The 16,119-nt window shown below is 63.9% G+C and carries 13 protein-coding genes; 1 reads left to right on the top strand and 12 read right to left on the bottom strand.

Translation table 11 applies throughout. From position 1 onward, the window contains the following. Window positions 1-82: 82 nt before the first annotated feature. The 9 genes from M1P90_RS13665 to M1P90_RS13625 all read right to left on the bottom strand — a co-directional run bounded on the left by M1P90_RS13665 (window position 83) and on the right by M1P90_RS13625 (window position 10,465). Window positions 83-2,347: a glycosyltransferase family 87 protein gene (locus M1P90_RS13665; RefSeq protein WP_483703210.1), complete on the bottom strand. Its 2,265-nt coding sequence runs from the start codon at window positions 2,345-2,347 to the stop codon at window positions 83-85. Beyond that, window positions 2,344-3,450 carry a DegT/DnrJ/EryC1/StrS family aminotransferase gene (locus M1P90_RS13660; protein WP_483703209.1) on the bottom strand — a complete coding sequence of 369 codons (1,107 nt, stop codon included), beginning with the start codon at window positions 3,448-3,450 and terminating at the stop codon, window positions 2,344-2,346. Before M1P90_RS13660 ends, M1P90_RS13665 begins: the two co-directional genes overlap by 4 nt. A gap of 121 nt (window positions 3,451-3,571) precedes the next feature. Then, entirely contained in the window at window positions 3,572-4,567 is a 996-nt protein-coding gene (locus tag M1P90_RS13655) for an NAD-dependent epimerase/dehydratase family protein (RefSeq protein ID WP_483703208.1), read from the bottom strand. A 58-nt stretch (window positions 4,568-4,625) separates the two neighbouring features. Beyond that, window positions 4,626-5,381, bottom strand: coding sequence for a glycosyltransferase family 2 protein (locus M1P90_RS13650; protein ID WP_483703207.1), 756 nt, complete (start codon window positions 5,379-5,381; stop codon window positions 4,626-4,628). Window positions 5,382-5,618: 237 nt separating this feature from the next. After that, entirely contained in the window at window positions 5,619-7,940 is a 2,322-nt protein-coding gene (locus tag M1P90_RS13645; RefSeq protein ID WP_483703206.1) for a PAS domain-containing protein, read from the bottom strand. A 228-nt stretch (window positions 7,941-8,168) separates the two neighbouring features. Next, window positions 8,169-9,260 carry a molybdopterin-dependent oxidoreductase gene (locus M1P90_RS13640; protein ID WP_483703205.1) on the bottom strand — a complete coding sequence of 364 codons (1,092 nt, stop codon included), beginning with the start codon at window positions 9,258-9,260 and terminating at the stop codon, window positions 8,169-8,171. A gap of 151 nt (window positions 9,261-9,411) precedes the next feature. Next, the gene (locus M1P90_RS13635; protein ID WP_483703204.1) at window positions 9,412-9,687 is read right to left on the bottom strand and encodes a hypothetical protein; all 276 of its coding nucleotides are present in this window, start codon (window positions 9,685-9,687) and stop codon (window positions 9,412-9,414) included. Beyond that, window positions 9,662-9,814, bottom strand: coding sequence for a hypothetical protein (locus M1P90_RS13630; RefSeq protein ID WP_483703203.1), 153 nt, complete (start codon window positions 9,812-9,814; stop codon window positions 9,662-9,664). The genes M1P90_RS13635 and M1P90_RS13630 overlap by 26 nt, the downstream gene beginning before the upstream one ends. Window positions 9,815-9,916: 102 nt before the next feature. Further along, window positions 9,917-10,465, bottom strand: a complete 549-nt coding sequence (locus M1P90_RS13625; protein ID WP_483703202.1) for a DUF6886 family protein — start codon at window positions 10,463-10,465, stop codon at window positions 9,917-9,919. A gap of 176 nt (window positions 10,466-10,641) precedes the next feature. Here M1P90_RS13625 and M1P90_RS13620 point away from each other — a divergent pair, with 176 nt between their 5' ends. Beyond that, window positions 10,642-12,012 carry a sensor histidine kinase gene (locus M1P90_RS13620; RefSeq protein ID WP_483703201.1) on the top strand — a complete coding sequence of 457 codons (1,371 nt, stop codon included), beginning with the start codon at window positions 10,642-10,644 and terminating at the stop codon, window positions 12,010-12,012. A 97-nt stretch (window positions 12,013-12,109) separates the two neighbouring features. Here M1P90_RS13620 and M1P90_RS13615 read toward each other — a convergent pair whose 3' ends face one another. The 3 genes from M1P90_RS13615 to M1P90_RS13605 form a co-directional block, all read right to left on the bottom strand. After that, window positions 12,110-12,874 carry a TIGR01457 family HAD-type hydrolase gene (locus M1P90_RS13615; protein ID WP_483703200.1) on the bottom strand — a complete coding sequence of 255 codons (765 nt, stop codon included), beginning with the start codon at window positions 12,872-12,874 and terminating at the stop codon, window positions 12,110-12,112. A gap of 105 nt (window positions 12,875-12,979) precedes the next feature. Beyond that, window positions 12,980-14,230 carry a glucose-1-phosphate adenylyltransferase subunit GlgD gene (gene glgD, locus M1P90_RS13610; protein ID WP_483703199.1) on the bottom strand — a complete coding sequence of 417 codons (1,251 nt, stop codon included), beginning with the start codon at window positions 14,228-14,230 and terminating at the stop codon, window positions 12,980-12,982. 86 nt (window positions 14,231-14,316) lie between these two features. Then, the gene (locus M1P90_RS13605; protein WP_483703198.1) at window positions 14,317-15,570 is read right to left on the bottom strand and encodes a glucose-1-phosphate adenylyltransferase; all 1,254 of its coding nucleotides are present in this window, start codon (window positions 15,568-15,570) and stop codon (window positions 14,317-14,319) included. Window positions 15,571-16,119: the final 549 nt, after the last annotated feature.

The following is a 16,119-nucleotide window of genomic DNA, read 5'->3' as shown; positions in this document are numbered from 1 at the left end:
TTTATGATCCACAGATGACGCAGATTACGCAGATGGGAGAGCTGTATCTGTGTAATCTGCGTCATCTGTGGACAAAACCACGCTACGTGTTCGCCCGCGAAAGCCGCCCGCCGCGCAGGCCGCCCGGCAGCCAGGCGAGGAAATCTTCCCAGGCCGGCGCGCGCTCGCGCAGCAGCGTGGCGGCCAGCACGCCACCAAGCAGCAGCATGCCGTAGAACTTGTACGACACGCCGAGCACCGTCAGGAAACCCATCACCGGGCCGCCATAGAAGCTCCACTGGTTGCCATAGGACGTCAGCGTGTAGGCCAGCGCCAGCGCGCATGCCTGCCCCAGCGGCACCTCGCGGTCGCGCAGGTGCAGCAGCAGCGCGCCAAACGGCAGGAACAGAAGCGTCTCGTAGTGCATCCAGGCGGCCGGCACCACCAGCACCATCAGCAGCGGGAACTGCGCGTACTGAAGCGCAAAATTGGTGCTGCGCGAGCGCGCGGGCGGCAGCGCCAGCACGCAGCCCAGCAGCCCGACCAGGCCCGAAATGCCCAGGCCCAGCAGGGACAGCGCGCGGTTCTGGAAGATTTCGGCCTCGGCGGGCGTGGACACAAAGCGCGTGATAAAGGCCGAGATCGTCTGGTTTTCGACCCAGCTGGTGGTGCCGCCGATATTGGGCAGCACCTCGGTCAGGTAGATGCGGTGCATCTCCCAGCCCATCACTGCCACCGCCACGCCATTGAACAGCAGCATGCCCAGCGCAAAGCCGGCCAGCGCGCGCCAGCGCCGCTTCGCCACCAGAAAGGCCAGCAGCAGCACCGGATAGATCTTGAACAGCGTGCCAAGCGCGATCAGCACGCCGGCCAGGATGTCGCGCTCGCCGCGCAGCGCCCACAGCGCCAGCGTCAGCGTCAGCAGCAGCGCCAGGTCGATCTGGCCGTAGGCCATGGTGTCGGTGAGCGGGCGGAAGTTCAGCAGGATCAGCGCGCCAGCCGTGCCGGCGGACACCACGCGCAGACCCCACATGCGCACCCAGGCCGCGAAGGTCGCCGCCAGCAGGATGCAGTTCAGCACGCGGTGGAAGAACAGCACGCGCTCGCCGTCGCCAAACACCCACGGCACGAACAGCATGCCATAGAAGGGCGGCACCTTGAAGACCTTGCCGAAGTGATTGGTGCGCACCGCCTCAAGGTCGTAGAGCGACCCGCCGCGCGCCCAGTCGCGCGCGCCTTTGAACAGGATCCAGAAATCGGGGCCCTGCCGCCCGAACGCAAAGGTGATCATATAGATCAAATTGGCGACGGCGGCAATTGTGAAGATGATCAGCGCGGCCCGGCTGATGCCCAGGCGGCCGTGTTCCTCGGGCATGGTGCGCCCGCGCAAGGCGTACCAGCCGCCCAGCGCAAGGAGCGCCAGAATGATCGCGCCGCCGATCCACATGGTCGGGATGCCGGGCGCGATGTCGGGCATGCCGTCGGCGTTCTGGAAGAGCTGAAACAGCGGTGCCATCCACCACATCGCCGCCAGGTAGATCGGCAGGTCGGCCCCGCGCACCACCAGCCGGCGCTCGCCCGTGCGGCGGGCCGGCGCAAGCAGGCGCGCAATGCCCACGCCCAGCGCGGCCAGCGCCACGAGCGCGGCGATGCGCTGCACAAAGGGCAACACTTCCAGCGGGCGCACCGCAATGCCGATAGCGAGCAGCGCGGGCAGCGCCACCGCCGCCCCAAAGCTGGCTGCGCGCCGCAGGCCAAGCCAGCGCGGGAGGGCGTAGGCGCACAGCGCGAGCGCGGCGGCCCAGCCAAGCAGCCACAGCGACGGGATGAGCAGGCCGTTTGTGAGCGGCGTGAGCGTGACCTGATCGAGCACCGCGCCAAGCTCGCGCGAGTCGTTGGGCAGCGAGAAGGTGCTGGTTTGCATGTGCAGGCGCAGCGCCCAGTCGAAGCTTTCGGCGGGCGGCACCACCGCGCCGTACAGGCGCGTGCCATTCACGATCCGCACGACATCGAATGCGCCCAGCGGCGTGCCATTCGCATCGAGCGTGACATGCGCGTCGGGCACATCGGCTGGTCGCCCACTCGACATGCGTAGCTCGGCTAGCACCGGCACGCCCAGCGGCGGGCGCGGCAGCGCCAGCGTCGAGTCGCCGCCGGTCCAGCGCGAAGGCTGGCCATCCAGCTCCTGCACGGCGTAAAAGCCCGCCACAAAGCGCTGGTCGCGCACGCCCACGTCGACCGTGATCGGCCACACGCGGTTGAACGCCAGCGTCAGGAAGATCATCGCCAGCAGGGCCGCCGCCAGCGCAAGGAGCGCGTCAGCGCGCCATCCCGCGTTAGTTCTTGCCTGGGGAAGTGCCTTGCTCATGCCAGCGCCTCGCGCACCGCCGCCGCCACCGCGTCCACTTCCGCGTCGCTGAGCTCGGGGTAGATCGGCAGCGACAAGACTTCGTTCGCCAGCCGCTCGGTGACGGGCAGGCTGCCCGGCGCGGCCAGCCCCTGATAGATTGGCTGGAGGTGCGCGGGCAGCGGGTAGTGCACCATCGCGCCGACGCCGCGCGCATGCAAGCCGGCCTGAAGCTTCTCGCGCTCGGGCGTGCTGACGACATACAGGTGAAAGACGTGCGCCGCCGCGTCGGCGGGGTGCTCGGGCAGGGTCAGCGGCAGCCCGGCCAGCTGCTCGGTGTAGCGCTGGGCAATGGCGCGGCGGCGCTCGTTCCATGCGTCAAGGTGTGGCAGCTTCGCGCCAAGCAGCGCGGCCTGCAGCTCATCCAGCCGCGAGTTGATGCCATTGGGCTGCACAAGGTAGTAGCGCGGCGACCAGCCATACTCGCGCAGGGTGCGCAGCCGGTCGGCCAGCGCGGCGTTGTTGGTGGTTATCGCGCCGCCATCGCCAAGCGCGCCCAGGTTTTTGCTTGGGTAGAAGCTAAAGCAGCCGCACGCCCCCAGGCTGCCGGCGCGCTGGCCAGCCAGCGCCGCGCCATGCGCCTGCGCGCTGTCTTCGATCACCGGGATGCCATGCCGGTCGGCAATCGCCAGAATCGCGCCCATGTCGGCCATGCGGCCATACAGGTGCACCGGCATGATCGCCCGTGTACGCGGCGTGATCGCGGCCTCGAGCAGCGCGGGATCGAGCGTGTGCGTGCGTGGGTCGGCATCCACAAACACTGGGCGCGCACCGGTTTGCAGGATCGTCAGCGGCTCGTACACGGCGGCATTCGCCACGGTGATCACGTCATCGCCCGGCCCAACGCCCAGCGCGACCATGGCGAGGTAAAGCGCCTCGGTGCCGTTTGCCACGCCGATGGCGTAGGACGCGCCGCAGTAGGCCGCGAAGGCTTCTTCAAAGGCGCGCACCTCGGGGCCAAGAATATACCAGCCGCTCGCCAGCACGCGCGCCGCCGCCGCGTCAAGCTCGGGCTTGATTGCTTCGTACTGGCGCTTCAGATCGCCAATCGGGATTGAAGGCATAGATTTCTATCCTTGCCGCAGGCGAATCGCATTCGCCCGTTCGTTTCTTGGTTCTCGGTTCTGCGGTTCTTGGTTCTCGGTTCTGCGGTTCTGCGGTTCTGCGGTTCTGCGGTTCTTCGCGCTACCAGTAATGCTCGCGCTCGGCGCGGTAAAATTCGAGCGTGCGGCGCAGCCCCTCGCGCAGTGCCACGCGTGGCCGCCAGCCCAGCCGCCCCTGGATCAGGCGATAATCGGCGTAGTAGTCGCCAATATCGATCGGCTTGCGGTCGGCGGGGAAGGGGATGACATCGAAGCTGCCAGCGCCGTTGATCTCGATCAGCAGCGCCGCCAGGTCGCGCAGGTTGATCGTTTCGTCGCTGCCGAGATTGAAAATCTGCCCGTCGGCGGCGGGCGATGCGGCCGCCATCAGCAGCGCGTCCACGCAATCGTCCACATAGGTGAAATCGCGAATCTGCGTGCCGTCGCCCCACACCTGGATGGGCTCGTCCTCGATCAGTTGCTTGATCCAGATGCCCAGAAAGGTCTGGCGGGCGTCTTTCACGCGCATGCGCGGGCCAATCGTGTTGGTAAGCCGCAGCGCGCAGCCGCGAATGCCATAGACATTATTATAGACAATGTGGTACCACTCGCCGGCCATCTTGTTCACGCCGTTGACGTCGGTGGGGTGCAGCAGGTGGCGCTCATCGACGGGCAGAAAATCGGGCTTGCCATAGATCTGGCGCGTCGAGGTATACACAACCTTGAGCTTGGAATTGTGCTTGCGGCAGGCTTCGAGGATGGAAAGCTGCGCGCGGCAGTTGATGTCGAGGTCGGTGTAGGGGTCGCGCATCGAGTCCATGTGCGACGACTGGCCGGCCAGGTTGAACAGGTAATCCTGCCCCTGCACCAGGTAGTCCATCGAGTATTCGTCGCGCACGTCGGCAATATTCACCTTCACCTGATCCTCGATGCCGGCGATATTGCGCAGATTGCCGCCATAGATCGGGATGAGCGAATCGACCAGGGTGACGCGCGCGCCGTGCGCAACCAGCCGGTGCGCCAGCGTCGAGCCAACAAAACCCAGCCCGCCGGTAATCAGCACCTGCGCGCCGTCGAAAGAAGCTGCGTAATCGTTCATAGCTTTGCTCGCGGGCTGCGGCGCATGGTACGCGCTGCGTGCCCGTATTCCACGCCACTTACACTTTCACCTTTTGCCCGCGGGCTTTTGGCAATTTGAGGTGTTCGCGCCGCACCACCAGCTTCCACCACAGCCATGCCACGTGCGGCAGCACGCGGCTGAGCCGGCGGAAATTAAAGAACTGGCTTTTGCCATAGCTGCGGTGGAAGTGATGCACCGGCACCTCGGCAAAGCGGAAGCCGGCATCTTGCAGCTTTTTCACCAGCTCCAGGCAGATCGTGCCGTCGGGCGACTCAAGCTCGATCGCGTCGAGCGCTTCACGCCGGATGAGGCGGAAATCGCAATCGACATCGCGCAGCCTGAAGCCAAACATGAGCTTCACGAAGTGGTGGTACATGCGGCCGATGATGATGCGGTGCAGCGGATCGTGCCGCTCGATCTTCCAGCCGTTCACTACGTCGATATCGCCGGCCATGGCGGGCAGCAGCAGCTTGAGCTCGCGCGGGTCGTACTGCGCGTCGCCGTCGGTGTAGAACACCAGATCCTTGCTGCACTCGCGAAAGCCGACACGCAGCGCGCCGCCATAGCCAAGCGCCTGGCGGTGCGCCAGGTAGCGAAAATGATCATATTTCCGGGCCAGGTCTTCCAGCACTTCAACGGTGTAGTCGGTGCTGCCGTTTTCGACCACAATCACCTCGTAGTCGTCGGTCAGCTCGGCCAGCGTCGTGAGTGTGGCGACCACCAGGCTCGCAATTGTGCCGCCGTCGTTGTAGGCGGGGAAAAAAGCCGAAATGCTCGGCGCGGGTGTGGGCATACGTGCCACCTTCGCATGTGCGGTGCGCGGCCGGGCTTGCCGCGTGCGGCGAGATTATAGCACAGGCTTTGGGAACGGGTGGCGCGGTGGGGTTTCAGGCCAGGGTCAGGGCAACGTTGGAATAGGGAAACCGGATTTATCCACAGATGCCACAGATTTCGCAGATGGGAAAGCCCATATCTGTGTAATCTGCGAAATCTGTGGATGATTGTTGGAACTTTGGACCTGAGCAGGGTTTCAGGCCGGCTCGACGAGCGCGGGGCTGAGCGGCAGGTCGATCATAAAGGTGCTGCCCTGGCCCTCGCGGCTTTCGACGCTGACGCTGCCGTGGTGCATGCTGATGATTTCTTTCACCACATACAGGCCAATGCCCATGCCGCTGATCTGCTGCTGGCGCACGTTGCTGGCGCGGTAGAACTGGCTGAACAGCAGCGGCTGCGCGGCCTCGGGGATGCCAATGCCCTGGTCGCTCACACTGATGCGCGCCTGATCGCCACGCTCTTCCACGCGCACGTCGATCCGCCCGCCGCTCGGGCTGTACTTGATCGCGTTCTGCACGAGGTTTTGCAGCACCTGCTCCAGGCGCAGCGGATCGCCCATGATCATCAGCGGTGCGGTGCGTATGTCGGCAACCACAATGTGCGAGAGATAGAGCGTTGGCTGCACTTCCTCAACCACCTGCCGCGCCAGCTTGGCAACGTCGAAGCGCTGCGCGTCGATGCTGAGCCGCCCTTTCGAGATGCGCGTGATGTCGAGCAGATCGTTGATCATGCGCTCAAGGCGGCGCGCCTGGTTGATCAGCACATGGAGCGCCTTGGTGTTCGCGGGCGAGACACTGGCGTTTTCGCGGGCGAGGCGGCGCTGGAGCAATTGCGCATTGCCAAGCATGGAGGTGAGCGGCGTTTTCAGCTCGTGCGAGGCCACCGACAGGAATTCGTCGCGCAGGCGCAGCGCCTGCTGCGTTTCGGCCAGCGCGGTTTGTTCGCGCCAAAGCATCTCGCGCATTTCGGTGTTGTCGAGCGTCACGCCGACAAGCCCGGAGGGCGTGCCGTCGCTGCTGTGCATGGGCTGGCACGTGATGCGAATAAACCGCACCGCGCCGCCGGGCCAGTGCACTTTCACTTCGCCGTCGTATGGCTGGGATTCGGCAATGGCGCGCTGCATCAGCTCGCGGAAGTCGGTCTGCTCACTGGTTTCGATCCGGCCAGTGAACTCTTCGACCGCTGGCTCGATCTCGGGCGCGAAGCCAAAGTGGCGTTTGCAGCCCGAGGTGCAGGAAAGCGTGTTGGTGGCGAAATCCCACTGCCACGCGCCCATCAGGGCAGTCTCGAGCGCCATTTCGAGCTGCTGGCGGCGCTGGGCCAGCGCATTGGCAACCTCGTGGCGCTCGGTGATGTCGATATTCACGCCAATCACGCGCTCGGCCACGCCCTGCGCATTAAACATGACATCGCCCTTAGCGAGCATCCAGCGCTCGGTGCCATCGGGCCAGCAGACGCGGAACTCGATGTTGTAGGGCGGCCCGCCCGCAACAGCCTCGGCCAGGTTCGCCTCGGCGGCGGCGCGGTCGTCGGGGTGCACACGCTGCGCCCAGTTTTCGTACTTGCCCTCGAAGCCACCCGGCTGCAAGCCATACAGCCGCTCAAGCTCGGGCGTCCAAACGATACGATTTTCCTGCACCAGCCACTCAAAGGTGCCAATGCCGCCAGCGCGCTGCGAAAGCGCAAAACGCTCGGCACTGGTGCGCAGCAGGTCTTCGTTGCGCTTGCGCTCGGTGATCTCGGTCACAATCGCGCCAACATAGTGCACCGTGTCGCTGCCGGGCTCGAGCACGGGGTAGAAGCTGGTGAGCCACGAGCGCGTGATGCCGGGCGCGGCGGGTGTTTCGCCAGTGATCTCCATGTCCAGCACGGGCGCGCGCGTGGCAAAAACCTGGTCGAGGATTGGGCCGACGACCACGGCGTTGTGGGGCAGCAGTTCTTCGATTGTGTGGTGGAGATGTGCGCCAGCCGGAATGCCATTGATCTCGGCCAGAAAGTCGTTTATTTTGACATAACGGTGCGCGCGGTCGAAGAATGCCAGGCCGATCGGGGCATTGTCGAGCAGCGAATCGAGGCGGGCGCGCTCGGTAGCAAGCTCGGCAGCCACGTCGGCAAAGGAGTATTGGGTGTACTCAACCGGCGCGCAATCCAGGGCAAGCAGCAGCAGTGGGGGGGCGCTGGCTGGCTCGACCAGGCGCGTATTGACGCGGATGTGCCGCCCTTGCGTATCGGCTAGGCTGGCGCTGGCGGTGGAGCCTGGCGCGCTGCGCGCTTGCTCCAGCATGGCAGCAATGGCGGGCGCATCCCACTGCGCGCCGCGCAGCTCGCGCAGCTGCTGGCCGGGCTGCGGCAGGGAATGGCCCTCCAGTCGCGCGAATGCTGTGTTGCTGGCGAGCACCTCCCCTTGCTCGTTCAGCAGGAGCATCGGCTCGTGGGCAACTGCAAAGATCGCTTCTATAAAGGCCGGCACGTCGCTCGGGCTGGCGGCCGTTCCGTGTGCTGCGGTGTTGTCAGACATACGCTCGAAATACTTATGTACATACTCGGATTTGCCAGGTTCTATTGTAATGCAAGTATCGCGCCAGGGCTGCGTTGGGTTTGCAGGTTGGAAAGTTTTGAGTGCTGAGTGTTGAGTGTTGAGTTGGCAAGTTTCAGGTTTGAAAGTTCGAGCAACCTGCAAACCTGCTAACCCGCAACCTGCAACCTGCAAACCTGCTAACCTGCAACCTGCAAACCCGCAACCTAATCACTCAACCGCCTCGACAGCAATGCGGTGCCAGGCGTTATTCATGTAGCCCTTGAAATTCCACACCTGGCAAATTTCAGAAGGCTGTGTTTGCGCCGCCGAATCCCACGCGCGCACCGCCAGCGTATGCTGGCCGGGCGGCAAGTCGACGCGTGCCTGCCACAGCCGCCACGTCCAGGGCTCGGGCTGGCCCAGCAGCTCGGCCTGCTGCCAGCACGCCCCGCCGTCGGCCGAAACCTCCACCCGCTCGACGCTGCGCCCGCCGGCATAGGCATAGCCGCGCAGCAGCACCGGCCCGGCCGCGAGCTTTGCGCCCGGTGCGGGCTCGCAGATCACCGAGGTCAGCGATTGCTCGCCCAGCATCATGCCGCCATGCCAGTCGACGTTTTGCGCGCCAATATCGCCTGGGAAAAGCTTGTAGGCGTGCGCCTGGAAGTAGTTGTCCGACGGTTCGGCCTGAAGCGTGATCGCCTGGAGCCACTTGACGCTGCGCGCGCCAATGTAGCCTGGCGCAATCACGCGCAGCGGAAAGCCGTGCTCGGCCGGCAGCGGCGCGCCATTCATGGTATCGGCCAGCAGCACCTCGGGCGCGAGCGCCTTTGCCAGCGGCAGCGAGCCGCCATAGCCGAAGTGCCGCCCCAGCCGCTCCACATCGTCGCAGCTGGCAAAGGCCACGTGCGCCGCCGCCGGGTCGATTCCTGCCGCGCGCAACACCTCGCGCAGCGGCACGCCCTCCCACACCGCGCTGCTGATCGCCTCGGCGCCCCACGGCAGCTCGCCGGGCGTTTCGGCCACGGCGCTCAGTTCGTCGCGGCGATTCCCGGCGCATTGCAGGGTTGCAGAAACCGCTGCGCGCGGCAGATCGCGCAGATCGGCCAGCGCGAGGGCGAGCGGCTGCTGCACCATGCCACCAATTTCCAGCCGGTAGCTGGCTGGGTCGAGCTGCGGGATGGTGCCGTGGTTGCGCACAAAAAACAGGTGATTCGGCGTTATGGCACTTGCTGCCAGCGCGGGCAGCGGCGGCCCGCCATTGAGTGGTTCCTGCGAGTGGATGATGAAATCGGGGTGTTTGCTCGTTGCTTGGGCGCTCATACATCCTCCAGCCAGCACACACTGCCCCGGCTTCGCTGCCAGGCGTGCTTGTGCGCCTGCTCTGGCGCGCTGCTGATTGTATCAACGACGCGGCGCTTCGGCAAATGGGCGTTGCCCACACGGGCGATTGGCGCGCTGCTGGCGCGCGGGGTTAGTGGGTTTCGGTGATTGGGATGTTCTGTTCAGCGAGGAAGGAGTGAATTTCGGGGGAAGCGGGGAGGACGATCAGGCTGCGCCGGGCGGCGTGCCCGAGAATAATGTGATACGAACGTTCGCCGCTGCGCTGCTGCGACCAGGAAAGGCGCGCCAGCACCGGCGCTTCGATCTGCCAGCCCTGTGCCAGCATCTCGCGCAGCGCGTCGAGGCTGCGCGGCAGTTCGGGCCGCAGTGGCGGCTGGCGATCACCAGGCGGAATGCTCAATCTCATAGCTCATGCGCTCCATTGCTGTGTTGCTGCGGCGCTCGCGGCGGCTCACCAGCGTCAGCCCAACCAGCAGCAGCGCCGAGATGCCGCCGATTGCGTAGCCAATAATGAAAATAACGAAGATGCTCATTGGTCGGTTCCTTTCGGGTTCTGGTTTCTGTTTTCACAGCTGGAGTGTAGCGGCGCTGTTTTATCCAACCATCAACCAATCTTTAAATCGTCGTTAACTTCTCTACGAAGGAATATCGTACGAGCTGCTGCGTGGCTGGGCGTTGCGCATGCGAATGATCGAAAACTGCATGGACGAGGCTGCAATGCCGTCGTGCAGCTTCCACAGCTCGGGCATTATGCGCAGCTCAACGTTGCGGGCCAGCAGCGCGCCGGGCAGGTCGGCAATTTCCTGCATGCCCAGCGGTTCTATGGTTTCGCGGGCGATATAGTAGCCTGCGCCCGGATCTATCGGTATAAAGGGCAGAGGCGGCAGTTCGTACGCATACAGGCGGCTGTTGCGCAGGGCCGGCCACCAGCGCGTTTCGATTGCAACCACAAATGCCGCGCTGGTTCCGCCCAGCCAGCGCTCGGCGTCGGCGGTGGTGGTATTTGGGCCACGGTAGAATGTTACGCGCGGGCAGTCGCGCGGCACCAGGTAGTTGTGCAGCAGGCGCTCGCCCACCGCCCACACCATCGTGCCAGTCTGGCCCGAGCCTGGGGAAGGCGGCGGGCGCGGCTCGAACCGCTCGATATCGGCGCGGTCGCTGACGTGAAAGATGCGCTCGTGCATGGTGTACTCCGTGGCTTGGTGCAATCTACGAAATGCGCTCGCAAAAGCTACTTGACGTCTGTTCGGTTCGCGCTACGATCTAGCGTGTGACAGAGTGTATCGGTGAAGGGCCAAGCTGCCCTGCTCTCGGCCGTTGTATAGCATTGCATCCAGGTTGATGCGAAGCAGAGAGACCAATGTTGCGACGTTTCCTTGCGAATATTATCCCCAGTGCCTCGGCTGCCCCCTCGACCCAGCAGCGCAGCCTGATTGTCACCGTGCTTGTGTCAGGGATGCTGATTGTCGCGGTGCTGTTTCTGCCCCTCGCCTACTTCTTCCAGCCCTACCCCTTTGCCAGCATGGTCGTCGAGGCAATTGCGATCGCGACGTTTGTGAGCATCCTGGTGCTGGTGCAGCGCGGCCAGATCACGCTGGGTGTGGTGCTGTTTCTGGGGGTGCTCATTCTTGGCCCGTTTGCGGTGATGGTTGGCGCGCGCTTTATTAGCTCTGCGCCGATCGCCATGCTGTTTTCGGTGCTGATCGCCAGCCTGCTGGTGCGGCCCAGCCGCATCTGGCTGGTGCTGCTGATCGATCTGGTCGGGTTGTACATCGTGGTGCTCTTCCTTGCGGAAACGGGGTACCTGATGGACGATTACGACTTCACAATCGTGGCGATGATGCCGGTGATTCTGCTGATGACGGCGCTGATTGGCTACCTGGGGGCGAGCACAATTGTGGCCGAGCGGGCCGCGCTCCAGCGCGCCCTGGCCGATCAGCGCCTGGTCGAGCAGGATCTGCTGCGTGCCAAGGAAGCCGCCGAAGCCGCCAACCGCGCCAAAAGCTCATTCCTTGCCAACATGAGCCACGAGCTGCGCACGCCGCTGACGGCCATCCTGGGCTATGCCAACCTGCTGTCGTGGCAGGCCAATGCGCGCGGCGACGAAGAGTACAAAACCGACCTGCTGGTGATCGAGCGCGCCGGCCAGCACTTGCTCAGCCTGATCAACAATCTGCTCGACCTGTCGAAGATCGAGGCGGGCAAGTTCGAGCTGGTGCTCGAAACGTTTGATATCGCGCCAATGCTCGACGAGCTGGGCGAGACGATTCGCCCGCTGATTGGCCGCAACCGCAACGAGCTTGTGATTGCGTGCGAGCCGGCAATTGGCGCAATGCACGCCGACCCGACCAAGACGCGCCAGGTGCTGATCAATCTGCTGTCGAACGCGTCGAAGTATACCGAGCGGGGCACCATCACGCTGCGGGCGCAGCGCGCCGACGACGCCGACGTCGAGTGGGTGACCTTCGCCGTGGCTGATACGGGCATGGGCATTGCGCCCGAAGCCGTGCCACAGCTGTTTCAGTCGTTCAAGCGCGTGCTCGACCCGCCGCAGGCCAGCAAGTACGACGGCGCGGGGCTGGGCCTTGCGCTGAGCCAGCATATCTGCCAGACGATGGGCGGCGAGATTACGGTGGAAAGCGCGCCGGGCGCAGGTTCGACCTTTGTGATGCGGCTGCCGCGCCGCGTTGTGCTGCCAACCGCAGACGAGAGCGAGGTTTTTGAGCGGTAACGGGCCGCTAGGTTCGCTCTGTGATTCACAGATTACACAGATTGGAGATCAACAAATCTGTGTAATCTGTGGACATTCCCAAGTTGCGCTGCTCGCGCTACTCCACCACAATATCCGCAACCGAGCCGACAATATGCGTCGGGCGGTAGGGGTAGCGCTCGACTTCCTCGCGTCGTGTCACGCCCGTCAGCACCAAAATAGTTTCCAGCCCGCTTTCTGTGCCAACAATAATGTCAGTGTCCATGCGGTCGCCAATCATCACCGACTCTTCGGAGTGCGAGTCGAGCGTGCGCAGCGCCGTGCGCATCATAATCGGGTTGGGCTTGCCGATGTAGTAGGGCTGCACACCGGTGGCGGCCGCGATCAGCGCGGCGACGGCGCCGGTGGCCGGCACCAGCCCGCCGTCGGCCGGGCCGTTGACATCGGGGTTAGTGGCGATAAAGCGCGCGCCGGCCGCAACCAGGCGTGTGGCGTGGGTAATGCGCTCGAAGCTGTAGGCGGTGGTTTCGCCCAGCACCACATAGTCGGGCTCGTGGTCGGTGATGATATAGCCAACATCATGGAGCGCGGTGGTCAGGCCAGCTTCGCCAATCACATAGGCGCTGCCGCCGGGGTGCTGGTTCTGCAGGAACTGCGCGGTGGCGATGGCCGAGGTGTAGATCGCCTCGGGCGGCACGTTCAGGCCGATGCGCTGCAGGCGCGCCGCCAGGTCGCGCTGGGTGTAGAGCGAGTTGTTAGTGAGCACCAGGAACTTGGCGCTGGCGGCCTGCAGCCGCGCCACGAACTCGTTTGCGCCGGGCACAACCTGCGAGCCGCGCACGAGCACGCCATCCATATCGCTCAGGTAGGTTTTTGGAGACATCGTCATTCCTTTTTGGTGAGCGCAGAAAGGCCACGATCCCGTACAGGCGCTGTGCACACGCCCGCGTGTGAATCGTGACCTCCGCGCTCGCCGCGTGGTTTTCGGTTAGGCGCGCGCCACAGTTGCGCCGCTCGGCACCACCAGATCGGTGCCAAACAGGTCGTCGGTCGCGCGCGGCAAGATTACCACATTTCGGCCAATGATCGCGCCGGCAGGGATGCGCGCGCGCCGGCCCACCACCGTCAGGCCAGTGTTCAGGCGCTCGGGCGCGGCCTGGTTGGGCGCGTTGTCTTCGCCATCGCCCACTTTAGCTTCTTTCCCCACTACCGTTTCTTTGTCGAGAATGCAGCGATCGACTACCGCGTCGCGCCCAACCACCGTGTCGGTGAGCAGGATCGAATCGCGCACCACCGCGCCCGGCTCGACAATCACGCCCGGCCCGATCACCGAGCGGCTGACCTGCCCATAGATCTGGCAGCCATCGCAGAACAGGTTGCCTTCCGAGCGCGCCTCCGCGCCGATCAGCGCGGCCGGGCGCTCTTCGCTCTGCGTGTGGATGACCCACTCGGGGTCGTACAGGTCGAGCGCGGGGGTTTCGACCAGCAGCGCCATGTTGGCCTCGTAGTAGGCCTGAATGGTGCCGACATCGGCCCAGTAGCCCTGGAAATGGTAGGCGGCCACGTTGGTCTGCTTGACGACGCGCGGAATCAATTCGCGGCCAAAGTCGTTGTCGGCATGCTGGCTCAGCACGTCCATCAGGAAGCTCTTGCGGAACACATAGATGCCCATCGAGGCCAGGCTCGATTGCGAGCGGCGCGGTTTTTCCTCAAAGCGCCCAACCGTGCCATCGCCATCGACGGTGACAATGCCGTAGCGATGCACTTCGTGGCGGTTGACGCTGTGCACGGCCATGGTCACGTCGGCGCCGCGATCCTGGTGGATCTGGAGCATGGGCCGATAGTCCATTTTGTAGATATGATCGCCGGCCAGCACCAGCACCGCTTCAACCGACTGCTCGGCAATGAAATCGAGGTTGGCGCGCACAGCATCGGCATTGCCGCGCTGCCAGTCGCCGCCCTCGCTGGTGAGGAAGGGGTGCAGCACGCGCACGCCGCCAATGCGCCGGTCGAGATCCCAGGGCTTGCCGACGCCGATGTGCTCGTGCAGCGAGCGCGGGCGGTACTGCGTCAGCACGCCCACGTTGGTGATTCCCGAATTCACACAGTTGGAAAGCGCAAAGTCGATGATGCGGAACTTGCCCGCGAACGGCACGGCCGCCTCGGAGCGCTCGGCTGTGAGCGCGCTCAGCGCTTTGCTCTCGCCGCCGGCCATGATTAGAGCTAGTGTGCGTAGCATTGCTATCTCTCAGTTTTGAGTGCTGAATGTTGAGTTTTGAGTTGAGATGGCCTAACTCGGCATTCAGCACTCAGCACTCAACACTTCTAAATCGTTTCGCCCGATGCCACCTCGTCGGTGGGGAAGTGCTCCTCGTCGCGGTCGGCGTTGATGACGACATTGCGCCCAACTTTAATGTTTGGCGGCAGGTGTGCGCTCTTGCCCACCACCGACACGCCGGTGTTGAGCTTTTCGGGCTCCTGCTTGTTCGGCACGGTCAGGTCGTCGCCATAGCCCAGCCGCGCGCCCGCGCCCACCACCGCGTTCTTGTCCACAATCACGCGGTCGAGCACGGCGCCCGGGCCGATCCACACGTCGTTCATAATCACGCTGTCGCGCACGATTGCGCCCGGCGAGACATACACGCCCGGCGACAGCACCGAGCGCTCGACGCGCCCGCGCACCACCGAGCCATTACAGATCATGCTCTGCACCACCTGCGACTGCGGGCCGAACTTGGCCGGCGGGCGCTCTTCGCTGCGGGTGTGCACGACCCAGTGCGGATCGTAGAGCTTGAGCGTGTTGTTCTGGTCGAGCAGCTCCATGCTGGTTTCCCAGTACGACTGAATCGTGCCAACGTCGACCCAGTAGCCCTCGAAGGGGTAGGCAACCACTTTATCCTGGCTGATCATCGCGGGAATGACGTGCTTGCCGAAATCGATACGCGGGCTGCCCTCGGCGCCCTCGCTCAGGCGGCGCACCAGCGTGTCGGCATTAAACACATAAATGCCCATGCTGGCGAGCGTGCCCTTGTCGCGGTTTTTCGGCTTCTCGGTGAACTCAACCACATTCTGCTGGTCATCCACCGTCATGATGCCAAAGCGATCGGTTTCGTCCAGCGGCACGTGCATCACGCCCACAGTGAAGTCGGCGCGGCGCTTCTGGTGGAAGTCGATCATCGCGCTGTAGTCCATCTTGTAGATATGGTCGCCCGACAGCAGCACGACAATATCGGCGCGGCGCTCGCGAATGTAGTTGAGGTTCTGGTAGACCGCGTCGGCGGTGCCTTTGTACCAGCTCTCGTCGCGGCGGCCCTGGTAGGGCTGCAAAAGCTGCACGCCGCCGTGGCTGCGGTCGAGGTCCCAGGGTTTGCCGTTGCCGATGTGGGAATTCAGCGAATGCGGGCGGTACTGTGTCAGCACGGCGACATCGAAAATGCCCGAGTTGACGCAGTTGGAAAGGGTGAAGTCGATGATGCGGAATTTGCCGGCGAAGGGCACCGATGGCTTGGCGCGCTTTTCAGAAAGCACGCTCAGGCGTGTTCCCTCGCCTCCAGCCAGAATCATGGCAATGATTCGCACGAGGAACCTCCGACACTGGTAGGTGGGCGATATGGTGGCATGCGCGGGTACTGCGCGACAGTATACCATAGGTTATTGCCCGCGCCGGTGCGCCCGAAGTGGGTTCGCAGGTTGCGGGTTGCCGCCGACCGCCAACCGACGACCGGCGACGTGATAGCGTCCTGAGTAGCACGAAGTGCGCGGACGGGTTCGCAGGTTGCGGGTTAGAAGGTTGCAGGTTGCCGCCGACCATCAACCGGCGATCCGCGACGTGATAGCGTCCTGAGTAGCACGAAGTGCGTATCGAAGGGCGCGGACAGATTAGAAAGCTCTAGGTTAGAAGGTTGCAGATTTGCAGGTTTTAAGCCAATCCCAAAACCCCAGACCCTAAACCCTCATACGGTTGCAGATTTGCACATTTCTGCATACAGCCAATTCAACACTCAACACTCAGCATTCAAAAATCTATACTGCCAGCTGCCACGTGACTTTCTGCCCCGTGTTTCGTCGTGCATAGTGGTGCAACAAACCTGCCGCAGGCAGCGTTCAATCAGCACAGATGTGTGAGTA

It is taken from the genome of Kouleothrix sp. 19917, from assembly GCF_057073505.1.
The sequence above is the reverse complement of the archived record's forward strand: the minus strand, read 5'-3'. Positions and strand labels throughout refer to the sequence as shown.

Bases quoted from the DNA above. Each gene is read 5' to 3' on its own strand.
- M1P90_RS13665 (WP_483703210.1), bottom strand. From the start codon at position 2,347: ATGAGCAAGGCACTTCCCCAGGCAAGAACTAACGCGGGATGGCGCGCT.
- M1P90_RS13660 (WP_483703209.1), bottom strand. From the start codon at position 3,450: ATGCCTTCAATCCCGATTGGCGATCTGAAGCGCCAGTACGAAGCAATC.
- M1P90_RS13655 (WP_483703208.1), bottom strand. From the start codon at position 4,567: ATGAACGATTACGCAGCTTCTTTCGACGGCGCGCAGGTGCTGATTACC.
- M1P90_RS13650 (WP_483703207.1), bottom strand. From the start codon at position 5,381: ATGCCCACACCCGCGCCGAGCATTTCGGCTTTTTTCCCCGCCTACAAC.
- M1P90_RS13645 (WP_483703206.1), bottom strand. From the start codon at position 7,940: ATGTCTGACAACACCGCAGCACACGGAACGGCCGCCAGCCCGAGCGAC.
- M1P90_RS13640 (WP_483703205.1), bottom strand. From the start codon at position 9,260: ATGAGCGCCCAAGCAACGAGCAAACACCCCGATTTCATCATCCACTCG.
- M1P90_RS13635 (WP_483703204.1), bottom strand. From the start codon at position 9,687: ATGAGATTGAGCATTCCGCCTGGTGATCGCCAGCCGCCACTGCGGCCC.
- M1P90_RS13630 (WP_483703203.1), bottom strand. From the start codon at position 9,814: ATGAGCATCTTCGTTATTTTCATTATTGGCTACGCAATCGGCGGCATC.
- M1P90_RS13625 (WP_483703202.1), bottom strand. From the start codon at position 10,465: ATGCACGAGCGCATCTTTCACGTCAGCGACCGCGCCGATATCGAGCGG.
- M1P90_RS13620 (WP_483703201.1), top strand. From the start codon at position 10,642: ATGTTGCGACGTTTCCTTGCGAATATTATCCCCAGTGCCTCGGCTGCC.
- M1P90_RS13615 (WP_483703200.1), bottom strand. From the start codon at position 12,874: ATGTCTCCAAAAACCTACCTGAGCGATATGGATGGCGTGCTCGTGCGC.
- glgD (WP_483703199.1), bottom strand. From the start codon at position 14,230: ATGCTACGCACACTAGCTCTAATCATGGCCGGCGGCGAGAGCAAAGCG.